Here is a 24,013-nt window from a genome sequence, read left to right on the forward strand (position 1 = left end):
TTGACTAAACGATCAATTATTTCATAAACCTATCATCAAAACGTCAAAGCCTCGTCACATTGCCCAACTAAGCTAATGAAGATTTTTAGAACAATCTCTTTATTTCTTTCTTTACTTACTTAGGAATTTCCCATGACAGAGCTGACGCCATATCATGAAGATCAAGAACTGGACAATAATACTTCTGACAATATCCACTTCCGCGACATTTTAGAACAACATGTAAGTCGCCGTAGTTTAATTACTAAAGCAGCAAGCGGTGCTGTAGCTTTAACTTTAGCCTCTACTTTAACAGGCTGTAATGATAGTAATGATGACTCAGGTTCTAACAACGGTGGAATCCCACCTGTAGATCCAAATAAAAAACCAGAAAAATTAACTTTTACAGCAGTTGCAAAAAACCACAACGATATCGTGACTGTACCCGAAGGCTATGAAGCAAATGTCATTTACGCTTTAGGTGATTCAATCAATCCTGCTTTTGGCGACTGGGATGACAATAATATTCCATCTGGTCCAAGCTTCCAGTTCCGTTCAGGCGACTGCCATGACGGTATGCATTTCTTTGGTTTAAATACGTCAAAAAATAACTTTGATGAAAGTGTTTCGGCTGAAGGTTTGTTAGTCATGAATCACGAATATATTAACCAGACATTCCTTCACCCCAAAGGCCCAACAAAAGTTAATGGACGCCGCCCTGAAGATGAAGTCATTCGTGAAACTAATGCACATGGCGTTTCTATTGTTCACATCAAAAAAGATGCAGCAACTCAAAAAGTAATAATTGATAAAAAATCAATTTTTAACCGACGCATTACAGCTTCAACAGAGATGAATTTTGCAGGTGTTGCTGCTGGGTCTAGTTTGCTTGCAACTCGTTTCTCACCTGCTGGTCGTCAAACACGGGGCACTCATAATAACTGCGGTAACGGTTATACGCCTTGGGGCACATATTTAACTACCGAAGAAAACTTTATTGGATACTTTGCTCGTAGTACGACTGATGATGCGTTACGTACTCCAGAAGAAATTATTGCACTGAAACGCTATGGCTTAAAAGCAGGATCTGGTTCACGCTACGGCTGGGAAACAGCAATTGGTCAAGTTGAATCACAAGACTTGTATGATCGCTGGAATGCCGATGTAAAAGCCGTACAGCCGACACAGGACTACCGTAATGGGCCAAACACATTCGGCTGGATGGTCGAGATTGATCCTTTTGATAACCGCCTGAATCCTGTTAAAAGAACATCTTTAGGCCGTTTTGCACATGAAGATAGTGCTTGCCGTGCAGTTGCAGGTCAGCCATTAGCATTTTATATGGGTGATGACTCTAAAGGTGAATACATCTATAAATTTGTCTCAAGAGCAGTGTGGGATGTCAAAGATGTAAACGGTGGCTATGGTGCTGGCGACAAATATATGAATGCGGGTAAATTGTATGTTGCCAAATTTAATAATGATGGTACAGGTCAATGGATTGAGCTTGCTTATGGCAAAAATGGCTTAAATGAAAGTAATTCGACTTACCCATTTAAATCTCAAGCAGACGTTGTCACATTTGCACGTTTGGCAGGTGATGCAGTCGGCGCTACAAAAATGGACCGCCCAGAATGGTGTACGGTTAACCCAGTAAACGGTGAAGTCTATGTCACCCTAACTAATAACTCGAACCGTGGTAAAGATTACGCAACCGATGCTGCAAACCCGCGTAACTACACAGATCTTAAAGATGGAAAAACCACTCAGAAAGGTAACGTTAACGGTCATATCATCCGTTTTAAAGAAACTGATGACAAAACCACTGCCGAAACCTTCAAGTGGGATATTTATCTGTTTGGTGCAGAAGCATCGATGGCTTCAAACATCAACTTGTCTGGCCTAACCGACAATAATGATTTGTCCTCTCCAGACGGGATGTGGTTTGACCCACGTGGTGTACTTTGGATTCAGACAGATGATGGTGCTTACACCGATGTTACTAACTGTATGATGCTCGCAGCACTACCGGGCCAAATTGGTGATGGTACTACTGCCACTACATCAAATGGCCAACAAACGCTAGTCGGTGCTAAAGTTACAGACTCAACACTACGCCGTTTCTTGGTTGGACCAAAGCAATGTGAAATTACAGGCATTGCCATGACACCTGATCACAAAGCTATTTTTATTAATGTTCAACACCCTGGCGAAGATTCCGCAAGTTACGCAACACCAGACAGTAACTGGCCTGCAACTCAAAAAGATCCAAATAATAAAACTGCACGCCCACGCTCAGCAACTGTGGTGATTACCCGTAAAGATGGCGGTGTGATCGCGGGTTAATTCTTAGATGATTAAAAATGCCGGTCAATTGATCGGCATTTTTATTGCTATCGATTTAAAAGAATCTGCTGCTGAACAATTTGACCACTGTGCTCACCTTGTTGGGTCTTTTCAAACCAAAGCCATTCATTATTAGTCATTCTTAGAAAATTCGAACAGCGTGTACCATACACAGGACTTTGAATAAAGGTAGATGACAACAACTCTTCCATCTCTGCTTGAATGCCAGTATTGGGTAATAAAGCAGTTGTAACTTTACGCTCATCTTCCAGAATATCCCACGCCGCATGTTGCAAAGTTAACTCTTCTGTCTGATGCTGAAGCATAGGCAAAAACTCTTGCGTAAAACGTGTTCGTAAATGTTTAGTTTTTTCCCAATGTTCAGACATCAAACCATTTGAAACCACGTAAACACCGTTAGCCAAGACTTGCGGAGCTTCACCACGGTTACTCATATACACCGCTTGATCAGCATTTCCCATAAACAAGTTAAAGCCAGCAAAATTCTGTTGCTGCTGTTCTAATTGTTGAGCAAATCGAATCGGCATTAAATCAGATTCTAAAAAAGCCTGAACCAAATGCCCCCGAGAAGTCTCATAAGACTTTTGATCCCGCCCATCACGGAAGTTAGTCAAAACAGCCCATCGACCTTGAGGCGTAATGCCCATCCACGTGCCACCCGACTGTAAATCTTGCCCCGCAACAATCGGAGTATGTTCCCACTGATGCAACAAAGCTGTTGGCCGATGATAAAACTCATCCCGATTTGACATAAGACACAAGGGCATATTATCCAGAACATGCCATGCTAAAGCGACAATACACATCTTTTCTTATTCCCTATCTTTACACATTGAATGTACAACATTTTTCACATCATTCCGCTACAATCTGTCAAAACGTAAGATCAAGGAGCAGCAATGCTGACCTATCCTAATATCGATCCGGTCGCAATACATCTAGGACCTCTTCAAGTTCATTGGTATGGACTCATGTATTTATTGGCATTTTTATGTGCTTGGGGGCTTGCTTCCTACCGTGCCAAACAACGTGATGGCTGGACATCAGAAATGGTTTCCGACCTAGTGTTTTATGGTGCCCTAGGTGTTGTTCTGGGCGGTCGTGTCGGCTATGTCTTTTTCTATGAATTTGATAAATTCCTTGAAAATCCGATTTGGCTATTTCAAGTCTGGACAGGTGGTATGAGTTTCCACGGCGGCTTTCTCGGTGTTATGGTTGCTATGCTATTTTGGTGTAAAAAATACCAAAAAACATGGTTTCAAACGCTCGACTTTATTGCCCCTTGTGTACCGACTGGCTTAATGTTCGGACGCTTTGGTAACTTTATCGGTGGAGAGTTATATGGTCGTGCGGTAACTGACCCCAATTATCCATTCGGTATGATCTTCCCAACAGATCCATTACACCTAGTTCGCCATCCATCACAAATCTATCAAGCTATTTGTGAAGGTTTACTCTTATTTATTATCTTATGGTGGTTTAGTTCAAAACCGCGTCCGCGCATGGCCGTTTCAGCTCTATTCTTAATGGGATATGGTGTTGCCCGCTTTGTTATGGAATTCTTCCGTCAACCTGATGCCGACCAAGGCTTTATTCTGTTTGGCTGGATGACCAAGGGACAAATTCTCACAGTTCCAATGTTGCTTATTGGTCTTTGGATGATGTGGTACGCCTACCAAAAGAAAATTTTCGATTGGGGTCCACAAAAGAACTCTTAACATTATAAATCAGAGGAGTTTCGGCTCCTCTTTTTTATGCTACAGTTTTTACTCTCCCAAAAATGAAGATATGCCATGCTGGAATTCTGGTTTGATACACAAGTCCCGACATTTAAAAAATTAGTTATTTTAATTATTACTTTGGCCATTTGTATTGTGCTATATCAGTACCAGCCTTTGCCCTTAGAAACAATTTTAATGTTTACTGGAACTGGCGTTATCTTTTTAATATGCCGCTACTTTAAATTGCATTTTGCTCAAAAAAATCCGACTGGTTTACTTTATCGTCTGTTGACTTGGGTGCCTATCGCGCTTTTGTTTGCCCTTATTTTTGTTAAAGCGATGCCAAACTTGCTGATCTGGGGTGTGCAAGGAATTGCTTTTATGGCACTTGCTGCTTTTATTTTTTCACCTCAATCGCTTGTTAAAAAATAGGTTGGGTTTTCATGTTGGCTTATTGGTACAACGCTCCGCGCCATATCAAACTCATTTTCATTATTGCGGTTTGTGCTGCAATTTATGTAGCCAATCAAGTCCAGCCTTTATCGCCGACTTATACTGTTCTTAGCCTTGCGTTAGGCTTCGGACTTCATTTCGGGCAATATTTACAAACAAAAATTTCAGATCGTGGTTCATCTAAATCTAAACTCCAGTTTCTACTTAGAATCTACCCTCTTATTATTGTTGGTATTGTGATGTGGATGCTACCACCTCAGCACAATTGGATCGTAATGATACAAGCTTTAGGCTTTGTACTGGTTGGTTTTTTTCTGGTTTCAATTTATCAAAATCGTGCCAAGCGATTTGAATAATTACGTTCATTGAAATGTCATAGAACTATTTTTAGATTTTCATCTTGAGCTACAACAGGTATCATCTTCAATGGTTCATGATGAAGCAGCTCTATTGCGTAATTATTTATCATTGAGCTATCTCCCCCTTTTATTTTATGGAATTAATCCGAACTCGAGAGTGTTATGCGTGCATATTTAGACCTACTACAACATATCCTTGATAATGGCGGTGACAAAGGCGACCGTACAGGCACAGGAACCCGTTCGGTATTTGGTCATCAAATGCGTTTTGATCTCTCTAAAGGTTTTCCTTTACTCACCACAAAAAAAGTTCACTTCCGTTCTATTGTGATTGAGTTACTTTGGTTTTTAAAAGGCGACACCAACGTCCAATATCTAAAAGATAATAAAGTTTCAATTTGGGACGAATGGGCAACAGCAGAACAAACTGCTCGTTTTGGCCGCCCAGAGCATGAGCTTGGTCCAGTCTATGGTCATCAATGGCGTAATTTCGGCGCAACAAAAAAGGCAGATGGCACTTATAACCAAGATGGTTTTGACCAGATTAAATGGTTAATTAATGAAATTAAAACCAACCCAAACTCACGTCGTTTAATTATCTCTGGTTGGAACCCGAATGAAGCTGGACAAGTAGCCTTACCACCTTGCCACACGCTTTTTCAATTTTTCGTACAAGATAACAAGTTGTCATGCCAGCTTTATCAACGTAGTGCAGACGTGTTCTTAGGTGTGCCTTTTAACATTGCGAGCTATGCTCTACTCACCCATATGATTGCTCAAGTGTGCGGTTTAGGAGTCGGTGATTTTGTATGGACTGGTGGTGATACACATCTGTATGCCAACCATTTTGAGCAAGCACAACTTCAATTGACACGTGAGCCTTTACCACTCTGCCAATTGAAACTAAATCCAGAAATAAAAGACTTATTTGATTTCAAATTTGAAGATGTTGAAATTGTAGGTTATGAGTCGCATCCTGCAATTAAAGCACCAGTTGCAGTATAACGACGACTCAAATTTCATTAGGTTACGGTTTAGAGAATAAGATTATGGCATGGCAAAATGTAGAAGTTGTTCACGTTGTGGCAATGGACAAAAACCACTGTATTGGTAAAGGCAATGCGTTGCCATGGCATATTTCTGCCGACTTAAAACATTTTAAAGAAATCACACAAGGTGGTGTGGTCGTAATGGGTCGTAAAACCCTTGAGTCTATGGGCCGTGCGCTACCAAACCGTGTGAACTGGATCATTACCCGTGATATTAACTGGCAATTTGACGGTGTTAAAATTGCCTATTCAATTGAAGATGCTTTAAATGCAGCTTTAGAAGATGTAAAAAATACTGAAAAACAAGCGTTATTCATCATTGGCGGCGGTGAGATATTCAAGCAAACTCTGTCAATTGCAGACCGTCTTGAACTTACTCATGTTGACTTAGATGTGCAAGGTGATGCACATTATCCAACAATACCGAGTGAATTTCATAAAACTGCAAGTGAACAGCAAGTTGATGAAAAATCAGGGACTTCATTCGAGTTTGCGACTTATAAAAAATAATTCAATGGATGCCTATGCACAATATCGGAACACGTGAATTTATTATTGCTCTACTTTTTGGGGTGTTACATAGTCTATTCACGCTGTTTATTGTGTTCTCTAGTATTTGGGTATGCGTAGCGCTCTGGGTTCAACAGCCTTTTGGCTGGCTAGGCAGCCGCATACTCATTGGCATCTGGATTGCTTTTGCGCTGAGTATGGCTGGCTTATATGTTGAAGGCCATCTTGTTAGCCGCCGTACAGATATCCTGATTTACCTTTTAGCATTTGCCTGCTCTCTCGTTTGGTATTTTTCAATTACTGCACGCCAAGATCGTGACTGGAACCCTGAAGTTGCCAATATGCTGAGCTATGAAAAGCACGGCGATGTAGTCACTTTGCATAATGTCCGTAACTTTAATTGGCATCCTGATGGAACCTATGATGTTCGCTGGGAAACCCGAACTTTTGACCTCAACCAGTTAAATGGAATAAACATCATTGCCTCTTACTGGATGGGACCACAAATTGCCCATACACTGGTCAGCTTCGAATTTGCACATCAACAACCTTTAGTCTTCTCAATCGAGATTCGCAAAGAAAAAACTGAAGAATTTTCGGCAATCGGTGGTTTTTTTAGAAAATATGAACTGAGCTTAATTGCTTCTGATGAGAAAGATATTGTCTATACGCGTAGCAACATCCGCAAAGAGCAAGTTTATAATTTTCCTATCAATATGCCACGATCTGAGCAAAAAGCTTTATTTTTAGAATATCTAAAAAAATCAGATGAGTTGCGTACAAAACCAGAGTGGTACAATACGCTCACGAGTAACTGTACAACTCTAATTTTTGATATGGTTCAAGCGATTAACCCATACCAACTTCCTAAAGATTATCGTCTAATCGCTTCAGGTTACTTACCTAATTATTTATATGATCTTAAAGCTCTTAATCAAAATGTCAGTTTAAAACAGTGGTATCAAATTGCACATATCAATCCACGTACTGAAAATTTTGAACAGCTTTCAGATCAGAGTAGTGAACACTTCTCTCAAATCGTTCGACAAGGTTTACCTAAAGCTAAATGAAATAAGTAATGCACTTTTCTTTACTTTTTTATACATGCTTTACTTTGTATTTTAAATACATAAACCCTATTGTAATAGGCAGGAAATAGAGGGAAAAACAATGCAACAGGCATTATTTGGCGGCGGCTGTTTTTGGTGCGTCGAAGCTGTATTTTTACAAATACGCGGTGTAGAAAAAGTAACTAGTGGTTACGCAGGTGGGCACACGACTAACCCTACCTACGAGCAAGTATGTCAAGGAGATACCCAGCACGCTGAGGTGATCTTAGTCGACTTTGATGAAGAACAAGTAACTTACTCCCAGTTACTTGACGTGTTCTTTGCGACTCATGATCCAACGACTTTAAATCGCCAAGGTAATGATATCGGCACACAATACCGCTCTGTTATTTACTATTATAATGAAGAGCAAAAGCAGGCAGCGGAACACACGATTCAGACTCTAAAAAATGATGATCTTGATATTGTGACTGAGCTGTCTCCTGTCCCGACCTTCTATCCGGCAGAAGAATATCATCAGAACTACTATGCAAAGAATCCTTCACAAGGTTATTGCAACTTTGCGATTCCACCTAAGCTGCTTAAGCTATATAGTAAATTCCAGCATCTGATGAAAGATCAATAAATCAGAACAATAAAAAAGCAACCAAATTGGTTGCTTTTTTATTAAGTAAACTAAATTTTAGTTTTCACTGACAAAGGCAATATCGCTCAGTCCGGCTTCACTGGCGCGAGACATTACCTGAGCAACAGTATCGTACTTCGACTCTTTATCAGCACGAAGTTGAACTGTTGGTTTAACATCACCTTGACCTGCTTCTTGAAAACGTTTTTGAAGCTCATCAAGGCTAATTACTTGAGTATCCCAAGCCACTTCACCATTTGCATTAATACTAATCGTGATTGCTTTTGGTGGTGGATCAATAATTTCAGCAGTTGTTTTAGGAAGCGTTAATGGAATCGATGGGTTGGCAACTGTTGCTGTGACCAAAAAGATGATCATTAACACCAACATAATGTCGATTAGCGGAATGAGGTTCATCTCATTTATGCCACTATCGTGGTCTTCACCCAATTGAAAAGCCATTAAGCTTGACCTCCAACATAACTTTGCTGTGCAGTTTTAACATCAGACTTTACAGTTGAGTCTTGCTGCAACATCGTATCAATTAATAAGCTGTGCGCTTGATCTTGTAAATCATGAGCAAGACCACGGTTAGCACGTACACAAATGTTATAAGCCAATACCGCAGGAATCGCAACAGCAAGACCAAGGCCCGTCATAATAAGCGCTTCACCTACTGGTGTAGCCACTTGAGCCAAACCTGCTTGTCCACTTTTACCGACTGCAACAAGTGCATGGAAAATACCCCATACCGTACCAAACAAACCAACGAATGGGGCAATTGAAGCAATTGTTCCTAAAACAGAAATACCTTTTTCAGCATTGACTTTTTCAGCAGAAATTTGACGAAGTAGAGCTTGCTCCGCAACCGCTTTACGCTGCTCAAAACTTAAAGGTTGTAACTTTGCTTTTAGCGAAGTGATAGCCTGAGAAAGTTGAGCATAAGCTTGTTGCTTTAATTGGCGAGTCCCCATCAAACGTAAGATGAAAACTGTCCAGGTAGCAATCGACATTGCCAATAAGATGAAATACAGGGTTTTACTCACTGCATCTGCATGTTGCCAATAGATTGAAAAGTTCATATGAACTCCTGATTAAGGTTAGCCGTTGGGACTCAAATTCATTTAAGGGGTTAAATCAAAGGGTTGCTCTGCTTTAATTGGATAAGCAACACCATTTTCCATATAAGGTTTAAATTTCGCACCGCGAACAGCACGGACAACTTTGTCATCTAGACTTGGAATACCACTACTTCTCGTCACTCGTACATTAATAATCTTGCCTTTTTCATCGGCTTCAATCAGTACCATGACAGAGCGTGCTTCGCCTTGTAAATCTTTTGAAGAAACTGTTAAACGTGGTGAACGACTCCACTGTACACCCGAACCACCAATTGAAACTCGTTTTGGTGATGGATCTGGAGCGGGTTGAGCTTTAGGTGCTTCTTGTACTACTGGCTTTGGTTTTTCAACGACTTTTTCAGAAACAGTCGTTGTCACCACTTTGGTTTCAACTTTAGGTTCTGTCTTTACTGTTTCTTTTGGTGTTTCAGCCTTTTTCACCTGTTGAATTTTTTCCACTTTTTTCGGTGGTGTCACAGGCTTTTCAACAACTTTAACTTCTTTTACCTCTTTCTTAGGTTCCGGCTTTTTAGGCGGTTCCTTTGGCTTAGGAGGTAGTGGTTTAGGTTGCTCTTGAATTTTTACGAAACGTACCTGTAAAGGTTTCTTATCGATTGGCTTTAATTCAGCAGGCTTAATATGGCTAACTGCCCATAAGACCCCGATATGACCAATTGCAACTGCAATTAGTGCTGTGATGACTTTCTTTTTCATCGGATTGGGAGCGTTTAAGGCTGCGGAAGATTGACTCATAAGAATCTAATTACCTAATGGATGATGATTTCAGATTTCTATTTATAGAAACGATTTCAAACATCGGATAGAACAATAAAGTGCCACAATAATAAATGAGAAGTGTTTTCATTTGCAACTATTTTTTGAGAAAAACATTTACTCTCTGTCATAGCTTCATGCCTGTTCAGTATGTTTACTTTAGTTTTCTCATAGTTACCTCAATAGATATCCCATGTTCACAATTTGTTTAGCCAAACTTAAATAGTTGAGCTATTTACACCATGAACAGATCTATTTTTATGATAATCCCACTTATTATTGATATGTTATATTATTTCAATTTTATTTTAAATATAAAAAAACACGCAAGAAGCGTGCTTTTTTAGAATAACCGTTACTTAAAAAACAACGGTCTTATTACCATCAACAATAATACGATCTTCTAAATGCCATTTCACTGCACGAGCCAATACATTACGCTCTACATCTTCACCTAGCTCACGTAATTGCTCAACATTATAGTCATGACTCACACGCTCAACGTCTTGCTCAATAATTGGACCTTGGTCAAGGTCAGCAGTCACATAGTGAGCTGTCGCACCAATCAACTTCACACCTTTTTCATAAGCTTGCTTATATGGATTGGCACCCACAAAAGCTGGCAAGAAAGAATGGTGAATATTGATGATTTTCATTTCCCATTTTGCAACAAAATCTTCGCTTAAAATCTGCATATAACGTGCAAGAACTAATAAATCATTGCCTTGCATCATTTCATCAATTTGCGCATAAGCTTCAGCTTTATTGTCTTTAGTAACTTTAATTACAGTAAATGGAATACCGAAGTTTTCAACAGATTCTCGTAAATCTTCATGATTAGAAATGACATGAGTAATTTCACAAGGTAACGAACCACGTGCATGACGCCATAACAACTCAAGCAAGGCATGGTCAACTTTAGAAACTAAAATACCGACTTTTTTAACATCGTTAACGAAAGCAAGACGCCATTGCATGCCGTAACGTTCAGCAACGTTCGCAGCAAAAGTTTGAATTAATGCATCTTTACGCGACTGTAAATGATCAAGTTCAAATTCAACACGCATGAAATAACGTCCGCCCTGAGCTTCCGTCGCATACTGATCAAGCGCGGTAATGTTTGCACCTTGATGATACAAAAAGCTCGATACCGCTTGTACGATCCCTGGCTTGTCTTCACAAGTAATCAATAAACGGGCTGTATTGGCAGTGGTCATATTCATTTGGTTAATATCACTTAATTGAGATAAATCTTTTAATAGGCCGAGTATTCTAGCGCCCTAAATAAACAAGCACAACTATTCGTCTTTTAAGGACGATAAGCTAGCAAATAGATCTGAAGGGCCAAGAGATTCAAGCAACTGCTCATAAGTTGCTCGGCTTTCACCCATAAGATAAGGACCTTCAAGGAAAACCATTTGGCGTAATGCTTGCCAAACCCATTTTTCTTCTAAATGGTTATTGTCACTAATATGACCAGACATATACAAAAAGTTTGTCCAGTTTGTTAATACAATCCAGAGGTTAATAATGAGAGCTTCAATTTCCGAAGCCGTCATTTTCATAAGACCTGCGTCTACAAAGGCTTGATAAATCTTTTGCCCCTGCTGCATCACCTGCCCTGCAAAACGCGGATAAATCTTTTTAAAGTCTTCGTTACTTTCAACTAAATGATACACATCACGATGAATAAAACGGTAACTCCATAATTGACCACTGAGCACCTGAAAATAGTTGATTTTATCATTGGTTGTTAATGGTCTATCTTCAGGTAAAGAAAGTAATTCTAAAGTCTCGGCCTGATATTGATACATTAATTCCTTAATGATTTCATGCTTATTCCGAAAATGATAATACAAGTTTCCAGGACTAATACCTAACTCCGCAGCAATATGATTGGTTGTAACTGACCGTTCACCTCGCTCGTTAAAAAGCTGCAAACTGATTTGTAAAATCCGGTCTTTTGTCTTCAGAGCTTTAGGTTGAGACATTTTAATAACCTTTAATAATTCACATGGTTAAGACTTGAACACATAAACTGTCTTGACTATTTAGAGTATTTACTCTAAAAAATAAACATATCAATGTATTTGGTAAGTACCGATGAACAGTCAAACAAAAACAAATCCAGAGACTCAGCTACCTTATGATGTTAAGCATTTACATGATTTGCTTGAACAACAAAAGCTTGCTTATTTACGTCATCCGGTACCCACTGCTAAAGAGCGTATTGATCGTTTAGCTCGTCTTAAAAGAGTCTTGGTAAAATATCAAGATCAGATTGCTGACGCAATTAACCTCGATTATGGCAATCGTGCAATTATGGAAACAAAAATTGGTGAGTTACTCACCAGTTTGGAACAAATCAAATATTACAGTAAACATCTGACAGCGTGGATGAAACCTTCAAAACGCCATATCAGTGTATTACATCAGCCAGCAAAAGGTTGGGTACAATATCAACCTATGGGTGTAATTGGTATTATTACACCATGGAATTACCCATTGCTTCTTTCAGTTGGGCCATTAATTTGCGCACTGGCAGCAGGCAACCATGCCATGATCAAGATTTCGAGTGCCTCTCCAAATTTTGGGCGAGTTCTTGAAAGTGCATTAGCAGAAGCTTTCCCACAGGAATTAGTTGCTGTAGTAAATGGTGGCGGCGTTATTTCAGATGCTTTTAGTCATTTGCCTTTTGACAAAATGATTTTCACAGGCTCAACCTCTGTTGGTAAAACAGTCATGGCAGCCGCAGCTCAAAATCTGGTTCCTGTTATTCTTGAGTTAGGCGGAAAATCTCCTGCTCTTGTACATGCATCTATGGATATGAAAGATGTGGCTCAACGCATTGCTGTAGGTAAATTATGGAATGCGGGTCAAACGTGTGTTGCACCTGACCATATTTTCTTGCCACGTGGAAAAACTGCCGAGTTCATCGAAAACTTTAAATTGATTGTGGCTGGCATGTATCCACATTTCCGTAACAATCAAGATTACACGTCTATTATTAATGACAAGCAATACAACCGCATTCAGGGCTATCTTGAAAATGCCCGCGATCAAGGTGCTCGTATTGTTGAAATTAATCCTCAAAATGAAATTTTAGATGATGTCCGTAAAATTGCGCCGACTTTAGTTACAGGCGTAACGACTGCCATGGATATTATGCAAAATGAAATTTTTGGTCCGATCCTACCAATTTTAGAATATGACCAAATAGAAGAAGTTATCGAATTCATTAATAGTCGACCACGTCCTTTAGCGATGTATTATTTTGACTATGATCAGGCGCGTGCTGACTATATTGCACAGCATACCCACTCAGGACATTTCGGAATCAACATGGTGATTACCCATGTGGCTCAAGATGATTTACCGTTTGGCGGAATTGGTGCATCAGGTATGGGTAAATATCACGGACCAGAGGGCTTTTTTAGCCTTTCTCATGAACGTTCGGTAATGTCCAATCCAAAACTTTATAGCCTGAAATACATTCTTCCACCGTTCAATAAGCCCATTCATCGTTTCATTTCGAAAACCTTGTTGCGCTAACTGATCAAGGCATGATCTGTTATACTAAATCATGCCTCGTTTTTACCAATTCCGCTTGTCTTTTAATCGTATTTTTGGTATAAAACGCCCCTTGAATGAATTCATCCGTTTACATTTAGTATGACTGGCCACAGATTTGCTGTTGGCTGAATCAATGGAGTTACACCATGTCTAAGGTTTGCCAAGTTACCGGCAAGCGTCCAGTCGTTGGTAACAACGTCTCACACGCCAACAACAAAACCAAGCGCCGGTTCGAGCCGAACCTGCACCACCACCGTTTCTGGTTAGAAAGCGAAAAACGTTTTGTACGTCTTCGTTTAACCACTAAAGGTATGCGTATTATTGACAAATTGGGTATCGAAAAGGTTGTTGCAGACCTTCGTGCTCAAGGTCAAAAGATCTAAGGAGTCTGAACAATGCGTGATAAGATTCGTCTCGTTTCTACAGCTGGTACAGGTTATTTCTATACCACGACTAAAAACAAACGTACTATGCCGGAAAAAATGGAAATCAAAAAATTTGATCCAAAAATCCGTCAACACGTGATTTTCAAAGAAGCTAAAATCAAATAATTTTAGCCTCGAAAAAAAACGACTTCACAATGAAGTCGTTTTTTTTGCATTTTTTTTATAGCTAGCTTTTTTTTGTTAAACTTTCCACATATTTCGCCTTGGCATTTTTTATGCTTGTCTTTAGCCTAACTCACGTAAAAGGAGTTTTTAGTGCCGCATGACGTAGATTTAATTATTTTACTTGCTGTTGGTTTCGGCGTTGCCCTCATTTTTGGCTATTTTGCAGCCCGATTACGACTCCCTCCTCTTATCGGTTATTTAATTGCCGGAATTATTATTAGTCCAAATACACCCGGTATCGTTGCAGATATTCATCTTGCCAACCAACTTGCAGAACTCGGGGTCATGTTCCTAATGTTCGGTGTAGGGATGCACTTTTCATTAAATGACTTGCTGCTAGTTCGTCGTATTGCCTTGCCTGGCGCAATTTTACAAATCGCTGTTGCAACCTTACTTGGTATTGGCGTTTCAATGCTATGGGGATGGAATTTCGGGTCTGCACTCGTTTTTGGCTTAAGTCTATCGTGTGCAAGTACAGTTGTATTATTAAAAGCATTAGGAGACCGAGGTCTTCTAGATTCAGTTAACGGCAAAATTGCTGTGGGTTGGCTGTTAGTCGAAGATTTAGTGATGGTACTGGTTTTAGTACTTCTTCCAGCTACAGCTGTTTTACTCGGTGGAAAAGCACCAGCAGGTGCAGACAGTAATATCTGGTTAACTCTTGGGATAACCTTATTAAAGGTGATTGGCTTTATTGCCTTTATGCTGATTGTAGGCAAGCGCGTTGTGCCTATTATTATGCAATTCGTTGCTCGTTTAGGGTCAAGAGAGCTATTCACCCTTACTGTTGTTGCTGCTGCTGTTTCGATTGCTTATGGTTCTTATGCCATTTTTGGGGTTTCAATGGCATTAGGGGCTTTCTTTGCAGGAATGGTTGTTAAAGAATCAGACTTTAGCCACCGCGCAGAAGAAGAAACACTTCCACTACGTGAAATTTTCTCAATTCTGTTTTTTGTTTCTGTGGGAATGCTGTTTGATCCCCATATTCTTGTTGAACGTCCACTCCAAATTCTGGCAGTGATTGCAATTATCATGATAGGTAAAACTCTTGCCGCAATGGCTTTAGTTTTATTCTTTCGCTATCCAATTAATACAGCCCTTACAGTTGGTGCGAGTTTGGCCCAAATTGGCGAATTCTCGTTTATCTTGGCAACATTAGGTGTATCTTTAGGCTTATTAACATTAGAAGCCCAAAACCTGATTCTAGCAGGCGCTTTATTTTCGATAACGCTGAACTCTTTTATATTCTCTGCCATTGAGCCAGTACAACGCTGGATTCGTGAGCGCTCTCATCTAGCCCGACTTCTTGAACGCAGTGGTGACCCACTAGCCATGTTACCCGATGAAGTGGATCAAGCTTACTTACGTGATCAGGTCGTGATTGTTGGATATGGCGGTGTGGGACGACGCATCACTGAAAATCTAATTAACGAGAATATTAAGGTCGTTATTGCAGAAGAGAATCGTGAAATCGTAGAAAAACTGCGTCAGGCAAATATTGCTGCTGTGAGCGGTGTTGCTACCGAACCGAGTGTTTTAATTCAAGCACATATCATGCATGCGCGACTCTTGGTGATCTCCCCTATGGATATTTTAGATATCCACCGTATTGTGAGCATTGCCAAGCAATTAAATCCTCAGATTCAGGTATTAATTTGCGCAGAAAGCAAAGAAGAAGCAGCAATTATCCGTGAAGAAAATATTGGCGAAGTGTTCTATGCAAAAGAAGAAATGGCAAAGAATATGAGTCACCACATATTAAATCAGATCGAGCTTGCCCATCAGTCAACTATGCATTAACCCATATAAAAAGCGTACTTAAAAGTACGCTTTTTTTAACTCAAGAATTTAGGCTGTTCGTCTAGTACCTCAGCCTGCCATTCATTTACCTGCTTTTCGAGCAGTCCAAATAGTGCAGCCTGAATCATATGCTGAGCAACAACTGGAGTTTGCTCACCCAAGATTGCTTTGACTTCATCGCTAAATTGAATTTTAACCAAGGGTTCATTCTCAGAACCTGCATTACGCAAGGCGAGTTCACCACCTTCGAGTTGGACTAATTCCAAAACGGCTTCTTGATTTCCAAATAACTCTTTCAATTGCTGTATAGACATATACTTCCTCCATGTTTCAACATGGTGGCAAAGCACCCTTGCACTTTGCTTCTCTTGTCTTATTTATATAGGCACACCTAGTCTAAATTTCAAGCATCTAGGCAGTTTAATTTTAGAACTCGACCATTTCATTACGAAAACCATCAATTAAATGGCTTAATTCACGATGCCATTCACGCAAAATCTTAACATCTGGCAACCAAGATTGAGGACCTTGAGTCACTTTGATAATGAGATTAGAAGAGGTTTCTTCTTCTGGGGTCGGCTCTTTAGGTTCTGGTGCATATTGACACATACGGTAAGCTCGTTTGAGCTCTGCAACAAAACCATCTTTCGCCAATTGTTGCAAAACGGACACTTCTGGAGAAACTTGTCCTTTCGCCGCCATATGTTCTTCAATAGATTTTAAAGTGGGTTGCAATTCATTTAAACGGTAATAACGTACGAGTTCTTGTAAGAAAGCTAACATTGCACCATGTAAATGAAATACAGCTGCTTCACGGTAAGCTTGTATCTGCTGCACATGATCGGTCTGTTCTGCCTGTTGACACGCTAAGCGCGCAAAATAGAGCTTCTGATTGGTACGATCGGCATGATAACGAGCAACACGTGACATAACTAAACTTTCCTGTTCTAAAATCGCTATTGCAACAGCTATTCTTTAGCTTAACGACTCCATTAATAAAATCAACGTTATTTATGGTAAATCCAGCTCAACTTGATAAATTTTACGTTTCGCTAAAACTTTTAGTGGCTGCTTTATAGGACGAACATTACTTAAAACCCAAGCAAAATACCCTTCGTCCCAAGCAGTTGCACATGCTGGCTCAATTTCATCATTTCGCCAAGCATGAATAGAGTCGACATCAACTAAAGCGACAGCAACTCCCTCTTCTTCATTTGTATCTTTAACCAAAAATTTTTGGTTCTCGACAATTAATAGATCTTTAATTGGCAGTTTTGTAGGTACCCATGAACGCACTTCAAGTGTTTTGATACCTTCAGCGATACGAGTACCATTTGGCATTACAATCGAAAGAGCTAAAAACTGTGTTTTCACACTGACGACTTATTCTTCAGCTGCTTTAACGCGAATTCCATTGCCTTTAACTTTAAGCAGGTTTAAGCCTTTAATTGCCTTAATTGCTTCACGTGGGTTAGGCATTTCAACAAAACCAAAACCTTTTGATTTACCTGTGTCTTTATCAGTAACAAGAACACATGTTTCAACTTTACCAAATGCTTTGAATAACTCTAAAATTTCAGTTTCACTCACAGCACGATCTAAATTACGAACTAATATCTTCATTTTCTAACCTTAATTGGCAATTAAAGGGAGCAGCCAATATATTTAAGTAATCACATTGTCTTATACAGTAGTTTAATCCAGATCGATACCAAAACCTAAATTTACTGCAGGTGAACGGTTCCATTGTTTTTTGGCAAATGGCTGAGGTACTTGCCTATGTATCTTTGCTTGAACTAAATGTGTAGGCAAATCATTTAAAAAATAACTCTCGATTTTACGACCTTGCTCGTCATACGTGTCTTGTGACCACGTATTAAGATTTTGCTTGGTCAAAATTAATTCATTCTCTGCACGTGTTAATGCAACATACAATACGCGGCGCTCTTCTTCGACATCATCAAAATCGCCCTGCGCCCTTGCATAAGGATATTGATTAGGCGATACATGAGGTACATAGCAGACTTTCTGTTCAGCACCTTTAGCGGAATGAATCGTAATTAAAGTCACTAAATCTTGATCAGCAGCTTTTTCAATTTCAGAAACTGAAATAGGTTCAAGAACATATTCTTCGAGGAACTCACCCAAAGATGCATGTTTACGCGCAAGTTGCTTGACCAAATCAAAGTCTTTTAATCGGCGTGACCAATCTTTAGTTTTATAATTTTGCTCTAGCTGTTCACCTAAAGCATCAAGTGCCAAGCCAATACTTGCTTCAACATGCTGCTGTAATACATCTAGCTGTTTTAAAATTAAAATCGCTTGTAAAGGGACTTTCCCATGACGTTCTAGACGATTGCAGCGCTCCTCAACGTCAACAATTCCCATCAACTCTTGCGCTAGCTTACTTGCCCCAACATCCCCAATACCATCCCACAAGGTTAAAAAACGCATCCAAGCCAAATCATCGTGAGGGTTGCTCACAATACGTAGCAGGCTAAGCACGTCTTTCACATGTGCAGATTCGAGAAGTTTTACACCACCAATAAAACGATAAGGAATTTCAGCGGCAATAAAAGCCCCTTCTATATAACGAGCGCTATAACCAGAACGTACCAAGACCATATGGTCATACCAGCCCGCACCTTGTTGATGGCGCGTTATTAAATCTTGTGCAATCCAGTTTGCTTCTTCAAACTCATTACCAAACAAATGTAGCTGTGGTTTTTGCCCTTGACCACGATGAGCTTGCAGCTGTTTTTGATAATCAATTGGACTGTGTGCCAACAACCAGTTTGATAAATCCAAAATCTCTTGAGTCGAACGGTAATTTAAATCCAGTGTATGAATAACTGCATCGGGTATCCGCTCTTTAAAAGAATGGATATTTTCAAAGTCTGCACCGCGAAAACCATAAATCGACTGGGCATCATCGCCAACACAAAACAGCTTCACTTTACCAATCAAGGGCTGCAATAAAGCCCATTGCAAAGGATTGGTATCTTGCATTTCATCAACTAGCAATGCCTGACAGAAGCCTGCCACCCAATTGGTGAGCGCTTCTGAGTTTTGTAAATGCACCGCCACAATCGACAAGATATCGTCGTAATCTAAAAAATTACGCTCTTTCTTACGTTGCTCATAAGTTTTCATCAACTCAGCAATTTGTGCCTTATGCTCATAGGCTTCTGGAAGTTGCTTAAGGAGTGCTTCAGAAAGTTTGGTTTGAGTATTTCTTGCATAGGAATATAAATCGCACAGCTCTGCGGCTTTGGGCAAGACGTTATCTTTATCTTTGCCTCTTAATAAGCGAAACATAAGCAACTGATCATCACGATCAATAATACTAAATTGATTTAACCCAAAAGCCTGCGGGTTACGGCGTAGCAAATACATACAAAACGTATGAAAAGTTGAAGCTCTCAGACCCTTTGCCTGTGCTCCCACATGTTGTTCTACTCTCGCAACAATTTCACTCGCAGCACGGCGCGTGAACGTTAAAATCTGGATTTGGTTCGCTGGTAAGCCTTGATCAATTAAATAAGCTGCACGAGCAACAATGGTTTTAGTCTTGCCACAACCAGCGCCCGCCAAAACTAAACAGTTTTGCGCAGATGTAGTAGCTGCTTTTTTTTGCTGAGCATTTAGTTCATTAATTAATTTTGCAAGACTCATAACACATATCGCTAAAACACCAAGACATAGTTTAACAGACCGAGGCAACAGATGGGTCTGCCTATCCTAAAAACAAAAAGAGCACTTAAAGTGCTCTTTGGTTGAATATTATTTTTTAAGATACTGTTTTTGAACTAGAAGGAAGATGTTTAATGGCTGAAGCCAAACCTAGAAAGTTAATTCCCTGAAATAAAATATCAATAGCAAGGAACATTCCTAATACCCAAAAAGGTGAATCTTTAGAAACTAAAATTAAAATACCTGTAGCGAGCGTCAATAACCCTGAAAAAAGGGTCCAGCCCCATCCAGTAATTGGCTTAAGTAAAATTGCATTTATGGTACGTATAGCACCAGCAATGATCAGCGCTATAGATAATAGGCTTGTCAGAACCACTGCTGTAGTGACTGGAGTAGAAAACGCATAATAACCAGCCATTAAATAAAGCACACCAAACAGTGCCCACAACCATCGGCTTGCGCCTTTAAAAACACTCATAGCCGCGACGAGATGCAAAACACCGCCAACCATCATGAGTATTCCAAATAAAAAAACAACAGAAAAAGTCGCAAATGGTAATGAACTAAATAAAATCAGGCCAAAACCAATAAGCACAAAGCCCAATATCAAATACCATTTACGGTCAGCATGTAACTGATTACGTACTAAATCATTACCTACAGTTTTCATCATGGCTACTCTTATTATCAGGTATTAGAATTTCATCTACCTAATAATAGTGATGCACTTCACATTTTTTGTCTGTATAAAATCTGCATCGTTTCTTAACAATTGATGTGGATAAAGCAGTATTTATCCACAGTTTTATTTCATCCAGCCAATTTCTTGAGCTGTAAGTAAACCTATTACTGTTTCATGTAAGCCATTCGGCATTTTACTGCTCTGCTCAGACAAAGGCGTTTGACCACCCATGATTTCGGCATCGGTTTGTGGATATAGAGGTACTTTTTCAGGTTGGGCATAACCTAAAGGATAAATAGGTTGTCCTGTTTTTAAATCATATTTGTCTTGTGCCCCAAAGCCATGTAATAGCTCATGAACAATCACAACCTGATTTTGTAAAGCTTGTGTCTTGGTTGCAAATAAATTCACACTACCAATACGACCTTTTTCTAAAGCAGTCGAATGGATTAAGACTTTCTGATAATTCGGATCATAATAATTTAAATAAAGTTTAAGTGATGCACCACTGTCTTCGGGTTGTTTTTGTCGCCATGCATAGAAACGAAATTTTAAGCTCCACCACATAACATGCAAAATATTGGCATTTTGAGGAACCTCGGGTGGTCGTTGCTGCAACTGTTGCCCTAATCGAATTGTAAAGTTTCCTGATTGCCCACGATAATGCTGTGACCACTCACTTAAATAGCTGTTAATTGCCCAAAAATCTTCATTTTTCAACTGATGAATATAGCTCTGTGTTGTCTCTAAACCATCTGCATTAATAGGATGTAAAACGACTACAACTGGTCGATTCCAATCTTGATTTTGATCTCGCCATGCTTGAACAGCAACAATCAATAAAATAATTAATAAACATAAGACCCGAATGTTTTTCCACATTCTTATTCCCCATAAAATTAAAATTTTCTTTTATTGTTTTAGACATAAAAAATGCTAGCTGAGCTAGCATTTTTTATGTTGGACTTGATTAGCCCTCAACCCATTTACCATCTTGGTAAACTAGGCTCCATTTTGTTTGTTTACCTTCTGGGGTTTCCGAACCGACATATTGTGATTGATTTTTACGACTGAATTTCACAATTGTTGGATTACCTTCAGGGTCTACATCTGGCGCTTGTAAAATAAATTGATATTTTGGATCAAGCTGAGCTGCCACACTACGTAACTCTGCAACTTTTGGCGCACGTGTTTCACGAATTTTCGGGAATTTACTCGCTGCCAAGAATAAGCCCGCTGCTCCATCACGCAACACAAAGAAATCATCATGTTTCGTTGAGCGTAAATGTTCCATCTTGATTGGCTCTACACGCGGAGGTGCAGGTTGACCACTTTTCAAGACTTTACGGGTATTGTCACAGCTTGTACAAGCGAAATACGGACCAAAACGACCCGTCTTAAGCTGCATTTCACCATCACATTTATCACATGGGATCGTTGGCCCATCATACCCCTTAATCTTGAACTCACCTTCTTCAAGCTCAAAACCATCGCAATCAGGATTATTACCACATACGTGCAGTTTACGGCCACCATCAATCACATAGCTGTCCATGGCAGTGCCACATTTTGCACAGCGATGCTTTGACATCAAGTCAGCAGTTTCAGCACCATCATCATCAGATAATGCAGCTAAAGACTCAACAGGTGTTAAGTTCAATGTACCCTTACAACGCTCTTTAGGCGGCAAGTTATAGCCAGAACATCCTAAGAATACACCAGTTGTACCCGTACGAATTTGCATTGGACGTGAACATTCAGGGCAATGTACAGCTGGGACTTCAACTGGTTGGTTACGGCGCATGCCATGCTCGCCTTGAGCATTGGTCAGACGTTTCTTAAAGTCACCGTAGAAAGTATCGAGTAACTCTTTCCAGTTACGCTCGCCTGTTGCAACTTTATCGAGCTGTCCTTCAAGGTCTGCCGTAAACGCATAGTTCATCAAGTTATTAAAACTTTCATCCAGACGATCCGTCACAATCTCACCCATTTTTTCGGCGAAAAGACGACGGTTTTCTAACTTAACGTAACCACGTTCCTGAATAGTAGAAATAATCGCTGCATAAGTCGAAGGACGACCAATACTACGTTTTTCAAGTTCTTTAACTAAAGATGCTTCAGTAAAACGTGCAGGTGGTTTAGTAAAGTGCTGACTTGGATCTAACTTTTCTAACTTTAAGATTTCGCCTACTTTAATAGCAGGTAAAATAATATCGTCATCTGACTTATTCGCGCCACGTACTTTAGTGAAGCCTTCAAATACAAGCGTACGGCCTTTCGCCTTCAACTCAACATTCGCCGCTTCAACAATCAAAGTAGATGATAAATATTCTGCTGGTGTCATTTGACACGCAACAAACTGACGCCAGATCAAATCATATAGACGCTGAGCATCACGCTCTACACCCGCAAGCTGATCACCTGTAAGTGCAACATTTGACGGACGAATCGCTTCATGGGCTTCTTGAGCACCGGCTTTGTTCCCATAGCGGTTTGGCTTTGCCGGTAAATATTTTTCACCATATTGGCTTTCAATATGCGCACGTACCATGCTTACTGCATCATCACTCAAGAAAGTTGAATCAGTACGCATATAGGTAATAAAACCAGCTTCATATAAACGCTGAGCCAACATCATGGTTTTCTTCACAGAAAAGCCTAAACGTGTACTTGCAGCCTGTTGCAGAGTTGAAGTAATGTAAGGTGCGCTTGGATTAACCTTAGTTGGTTTATCTTCACGCTGTGCAACTTTATATTCAGCACCTTTTAAAACATCTAATAAAGCATCAGTTTCAGCTTTATTTTTCAGTTTAAGGGTTTTACCAGCCTGTCTAAATGCCTCAAGACGAATCTCATCTTTTTTCGCTTGGGTATCTGCAAAAACTTGCCAATATTCTTCTGGAATAAAAGCACGAATTTCTCGCTCACGTTCTACAACCAGTTTCACTGCTACTGACTGCACGCGTCCAGCCGATAAACCACGGGCAATTTTTTCCCAAAGTAATGGCGAAACCATAAAGCCCACAACACGGTCTAAGAAACGGCGTGCTTGCTGAGCATTTACACGGTTTAAATCTAGACGTGTTGGCTGTTTAAATGCTTCTTGAATGGCATTTTTAGTAATTTCGTTAAATACCACGCGGTGATAACGGCTGTCATCACCACCAATCACTTCTCTTAGGTGCCAAGCAATGGCTTCCCCTTCTCTATCCAAGTCCGTTGCGAGATAGATTGCATCGGCATCTTTGGCGAGTTTTTTGAGTTCAGCTACAACATTTTCTTTACCAGGCAGAACTTCGTAATGAGCTTCCCAACCATGCTCAGGATCAACGCCCATACGATTAACTAAAGCCTGACTAGCTTTTTGTTCTTTTTCGGCTTCAGTGAGTTTAGTCCGGGCAGCCGGCTTTTTCTCTGTTGATTTACTGCCGCCTGTTGGCAAGTCACGTACGTGACCTACAGAAGACTTTACAATGAATTGCGAACCCAAATATTTATTGATGGTTTTCGCTTTGGCAGGCGACTCCACAATCACTAAGGCACGTTTATGTGCAGCAGGTGCAGTAGATGCTGTGCTTTGAGATGCAGAGCGCGAGGTATTCGCCATATAAAATGTTATTCCTATA

At 40.0% G+C, this 24,013-nt stretch carries 26 protein-coding genes; 12 read left to right on the forward strand and 14 right to left on the reverse strand.

What is annotated here, in order from left to right:
• The first annotated feature begins 132 nt into the window (after positions 1-132).
• Complete coding sequence (locus ACS604_RS10310; protein WP_474771662.1) at positions 133-2,325, forward strand: PhoX family protein; 2,193 nt, start codon at positions 133-135, stop codon at positions 2,323-2,325.
• Positions 2,326-2,372: 47 nt separating this feature from the next.
• Here the strand turns inward: ACS604_RS10310 and ACS604_RS10315 are convergent, their stop codons facing one another.
• Positions 2,373-3,152 carry an NRDE family protein gene (locus ACS604_RS10315; RefSeq protein WP_174738919.1) on the reverse strand — a complete coding sequence of 260 codons (780 nt, stop codon included), beginning with the start codon at positions 3,150-3,152 and terminating at the stop codon, positions 2,373-2,375.
• Between the two features lie 93 nt (positions 3,153-3,245).
• Between ACS604_RS10315 and lgt the strand changes: the two genes are divergently transcribed.
• The 7 genes from lgt to msrA all read left to right on the forward strand — a co-directional run bounded on the left by lgt (position 3,246) and on the right by msrA (position 8,133).
• Positions 3,246-4,064: a prolipoprotein diacylglyceryl transferase gene (gene lgt, locus ACS604_RS10320; RefSeq protein ID WP_174727407.1), complete on the forward strand. Its 819-nt coding sequence runs from the start codon at positions 3,246-3,248 to the stop codon at positions 4,062-4,064.
• Positions 4,065-4,139: 75 nt separating this feature from the next.
• Entirely contained in the window at positions 4,140-4,499 is a 360-nt protein-coding gene (locus ACS604_RS10325; RefSeq protein ID WP_474771664.1) for a hypothetical protein, read from the forward strand.
• Between the two features lie 11 nt (positions 4,500-4,510).
• Positions 4,511-4,876: a hypothetical protein gene (locus ACS604_RS10330; RefSeq protein ID WP_474771665.1), complete on the forward strand. Its 366-nt coding sequence runs from the start codon at positions 4,511-4,513 to the stop codon at positions 4,874-4,876.
• Positions 4,877-5,041: 165 nt separating this feature from the next.
• A complete protein-coding gene (gene thyA / locus ACS604_RS10335; protein ID WP_004794791.1) occupies positions 5,042-5,884 on the forward strand; it encodes a thymidylate synthase in 843 nt (280 codons plus the stop codon).
• A gap of 44 nt (positions 5,885-5,928) precedes the next feature.
• Entirely contained in the window at positions 5,929-6,438 is a 510-nt protein-coding gene (locus ACS604_RS10340; RefSeq protein WP_004794794.1) for a dihydrofolate reductase, read from the forward strand.
• Between the two features lie 14 nt (positions 6,439-6,452).
• Positions 6,453-7,508, forward strand: a complete 1,056-nt coding sequence (locus tag ACS604_RS10345; protein WP_004794796.1) for an Lnb N-terminal periplasmic domain-containing protein — start codon at positions 6,453-6,455, stop codon at positions 7,506-7,508.
• 100 nt (positions 7,509-7,608) lie between these two features.
• Complete coding sequence (msrA, locus tag ACS604_RS10350) at positions 7,609-8,133, forward strand: peptide-methionine (S)-S-oxide reductase MsrA (RefSeq protein WP_004794799.1); 525 nt, start codon at positions 7,609-7,611, stop codon at positions 8,131-8,133.
• Between the two features lie 57 nt (positions 8,134-8,190).
• Here the strand turns inward: msrA and ACS604_RS10355 are convergent, their stop codons facing one another.
• From ACS604_RS10355 to ACS604_RS10375, 5 genes are all read right to left on the reverse strand, one after another.
• Positions 8,191-8,595: an ExbD/TolR family protein gene (locus ACS604_RS10355; RefSeq protein WP_003654800.1), complete on the reverse strand. Its 405-nt coding sequence runs from the start codon at positions 8,593-8,595 to the stop codon at positions 8,191-8,193.
• Positions 8,595-9,215: a MotA/TolQ/ExbB proton channel family protein gene (locus ACS604_RS10360; RefSeq protein ID WP_004641039.1), complete on the reverse strand. Its 621-nt coding sequence runs from the start codon at positions 9,213-9,215 to the stop codon at positions 8,595-8,597. Before ACS604_RS10360 ends, ACS604_RS10355 begins: the two co-directional genes overlap by 1 nt.
• Positions 9,216-9,257: 42 nt before the next feature.
• Positions 9,258-10,007 carry an energy transducer TonB gene (locus ACS604_RS10365; RefSeq protein WP_013199006.1) on the reverse strand — a complete coding sequence of 250 codons (750 nt, stop codon included), beginning with the start codon at positions 10,005-10,007 and terminating at the stop codon, positions 9,258-9,260.
• Positions 10,008-10,387: 380 nt separating this feature from the next.
• On the reverse strand, positions 10,388-11,251 hold the full coding sequence (gene purU, locus ACS604_RS10370) for a formyltetrahydrofolate deformylase (protein ID WP_004794803.1): 864 nt from the start codon (positions 11,249-11,251) through the stop codon (positions 10,388-10,390).
• 75 nt (positions 11,252-11,326) lie between these two features.
• The gene (locus ACS604_RS10375) at positions 11,327-12,019 is read right to left on the reverse strand and encodes a TetR/AcrR family transcriptional regulator (RefSeq protein WP_004794805.1); all 693 of its coding nucleotides are present in this window, start codon (positions 12,017-12,019) and stop codon (positions 11,327-11,329) included.
• 112 nt (positions 12,020-12,131) lie between these two features.
• Between ACS604_RS10375 and ACS604_RS10380 the strand changes: the two genes are divergently transcribed.
• From ACS604_RS10380 to ACS604_RS10395, 4 genes are all read left to right on the forward strand, one after another.
• Complete coding sequence (locus ACS604_RS10380) at positions 12,132-13,580, forward strand: coniferyl aldehyde dehydrogenase (protein ID WP_353155560.1); 1,449 nt, start codon at positions 12,132-12,134, stop codon at positions 13,578-13,580.
• A 167-nt stretch (positions 13,581-13,747) separates the two neighbouring features.
• A complete protein-coding gene (rpmB, locus tag ACS604_RS10385) occupies positions 13,748-13,984 on the forward strand; it encodes a 50S ribosomal protein L28 (RefSeq protein ID WP_000048256.1) in 237 nt (78 codons plus the stop codon).
• A gap of 12 nt (positions 13,985-13,996) precedes the next feature.
• Positions 13,997-14,152 (forward strand): 50S ribosomal protein L33, encoded by a 156-nt coding sequence (gene rpmG, locus ACS604_RS10390; protein ID WP_003654787.1) that lies wholly within the window; start codon positions 13,997-13,999, stop codon positions 14,150-14,152.
• A gap of 150 nt (positions 14,153-14,302) precedes the next feature.
• Positions 14,303-16,012, forward strand: a complete 1,710-nt coding sequence (locus tag ACS604_RS10395; protein ID WP_004794809.1) for a cation:proton antiporter — start codon at positions 14,303-14,305, stop codon at positions 16,010-16,012.
• Between the two features lie 35 nt (positions 16,013-16,047).
• Here the strand turns inward: ACS604_RS10395 and ACS604_RS10400 are convergent, their stop codons facing one another.
• From ACS604_RS10400 to topA, 8 genes are all read right to left on the reverse strand, one after another.
• On the reverse strand, positions 16,048-16,326 hold the full coding sequence (locus tag ACS604_RS10400; RefSeq protein WP_002114792.1) for a hypothetical protein: 279 nt from the start codon (positions 16,324-16,326) through the stop codon (positions 16,048-16,050).
• Between the two features lie 112 nt (positions 16,327-16,438).
• On the reverse strand, positions 16,439-16,942 hold the full coding sequence (locus tag ACS604_RS10405; protein WP_004794811.1) for a DUF6586 family protein: 504 nt from the start codon (positions 16,940-16,942) through the stop codon (positions 16,439-16,441).
• An 81-nt stretch (positions 16,943-17,023) separates the two neighbouring features.
• Positions 17,024-17,386, reverse strand: coding sequence for an ASCH domain-containing protein (locus ACS604_RS10410; protein WP_312820888.1), 363 nt, complete (start codon positions 17,384-17,386; stop codon positions 17,024-17,026).
• Positions 17,387-17,395: 9 nt separating this feature from the next.
• Positions 17,396-17,635 (reverse strand): RNA recognition motif domain-containing protein, encoded by a 240-nt coding sequence (locus tag ACS604_RS10415; protein ID WP_003654760.1) that lies wholly within the window; start codon positions 17,633-17,635, stop codon positions 17,396-17,398.
• Positions 17,636-17,707: 72 nt separating this feature from the next.
• Positions 17,708-19,687, reverse strand: coding sequence for an ATP-dependent helicase (locus ACS604_RS10420; RefSeq protein ID WP_034596455.1), 1,980 nt, complete (start codon positions 19,685-19,687; stop codon positions 17,708-17,710).
• 115 nt (positions 19,688-19,802) lie between these two features.
• A complete protein-coding gene (locus ACS604_RS10425) occupies positions 19,803-20,375 on the reverse strand; it encodes an HdeD family acid-resistance protein (RefSeq protein WP_034596457.1) in 573 nt (190 codons plus the stop codon).
• A 135-nt stretch (positions 20,376-20,510) separates the two neighbouring features.
• Positions 20,511-21,269, reverse strand: coding sequence for a hypothetical protein (locus ACS604_RS10430; RefSeq protein ID WP_474771683.1), 759 nt, complete (start codon positions 21,267-21,269; stop codon positions 20,511-20,513).
• 88 nt (positions 21,270-21,357) lie between these two features.
• Positions 21,358-23,994 carry a type I DNA topoisomerase gene (gene topA, locus ACS604_RS10435; protein WP_004794819.1) on the reverse strand — a complete coding sequence of 879 codons (2,637 nt, stop codon included), beginning with the start codon at positions 23,992-23,994 and terminating at the stop codon, positions 21,358-21,360.
• Positions 23,995-24,013 lie beyond the last annotated feature (19 nt).

Source organism: Acinetobacter sp. Li1LvA2, from assembly GCF_056156705.1.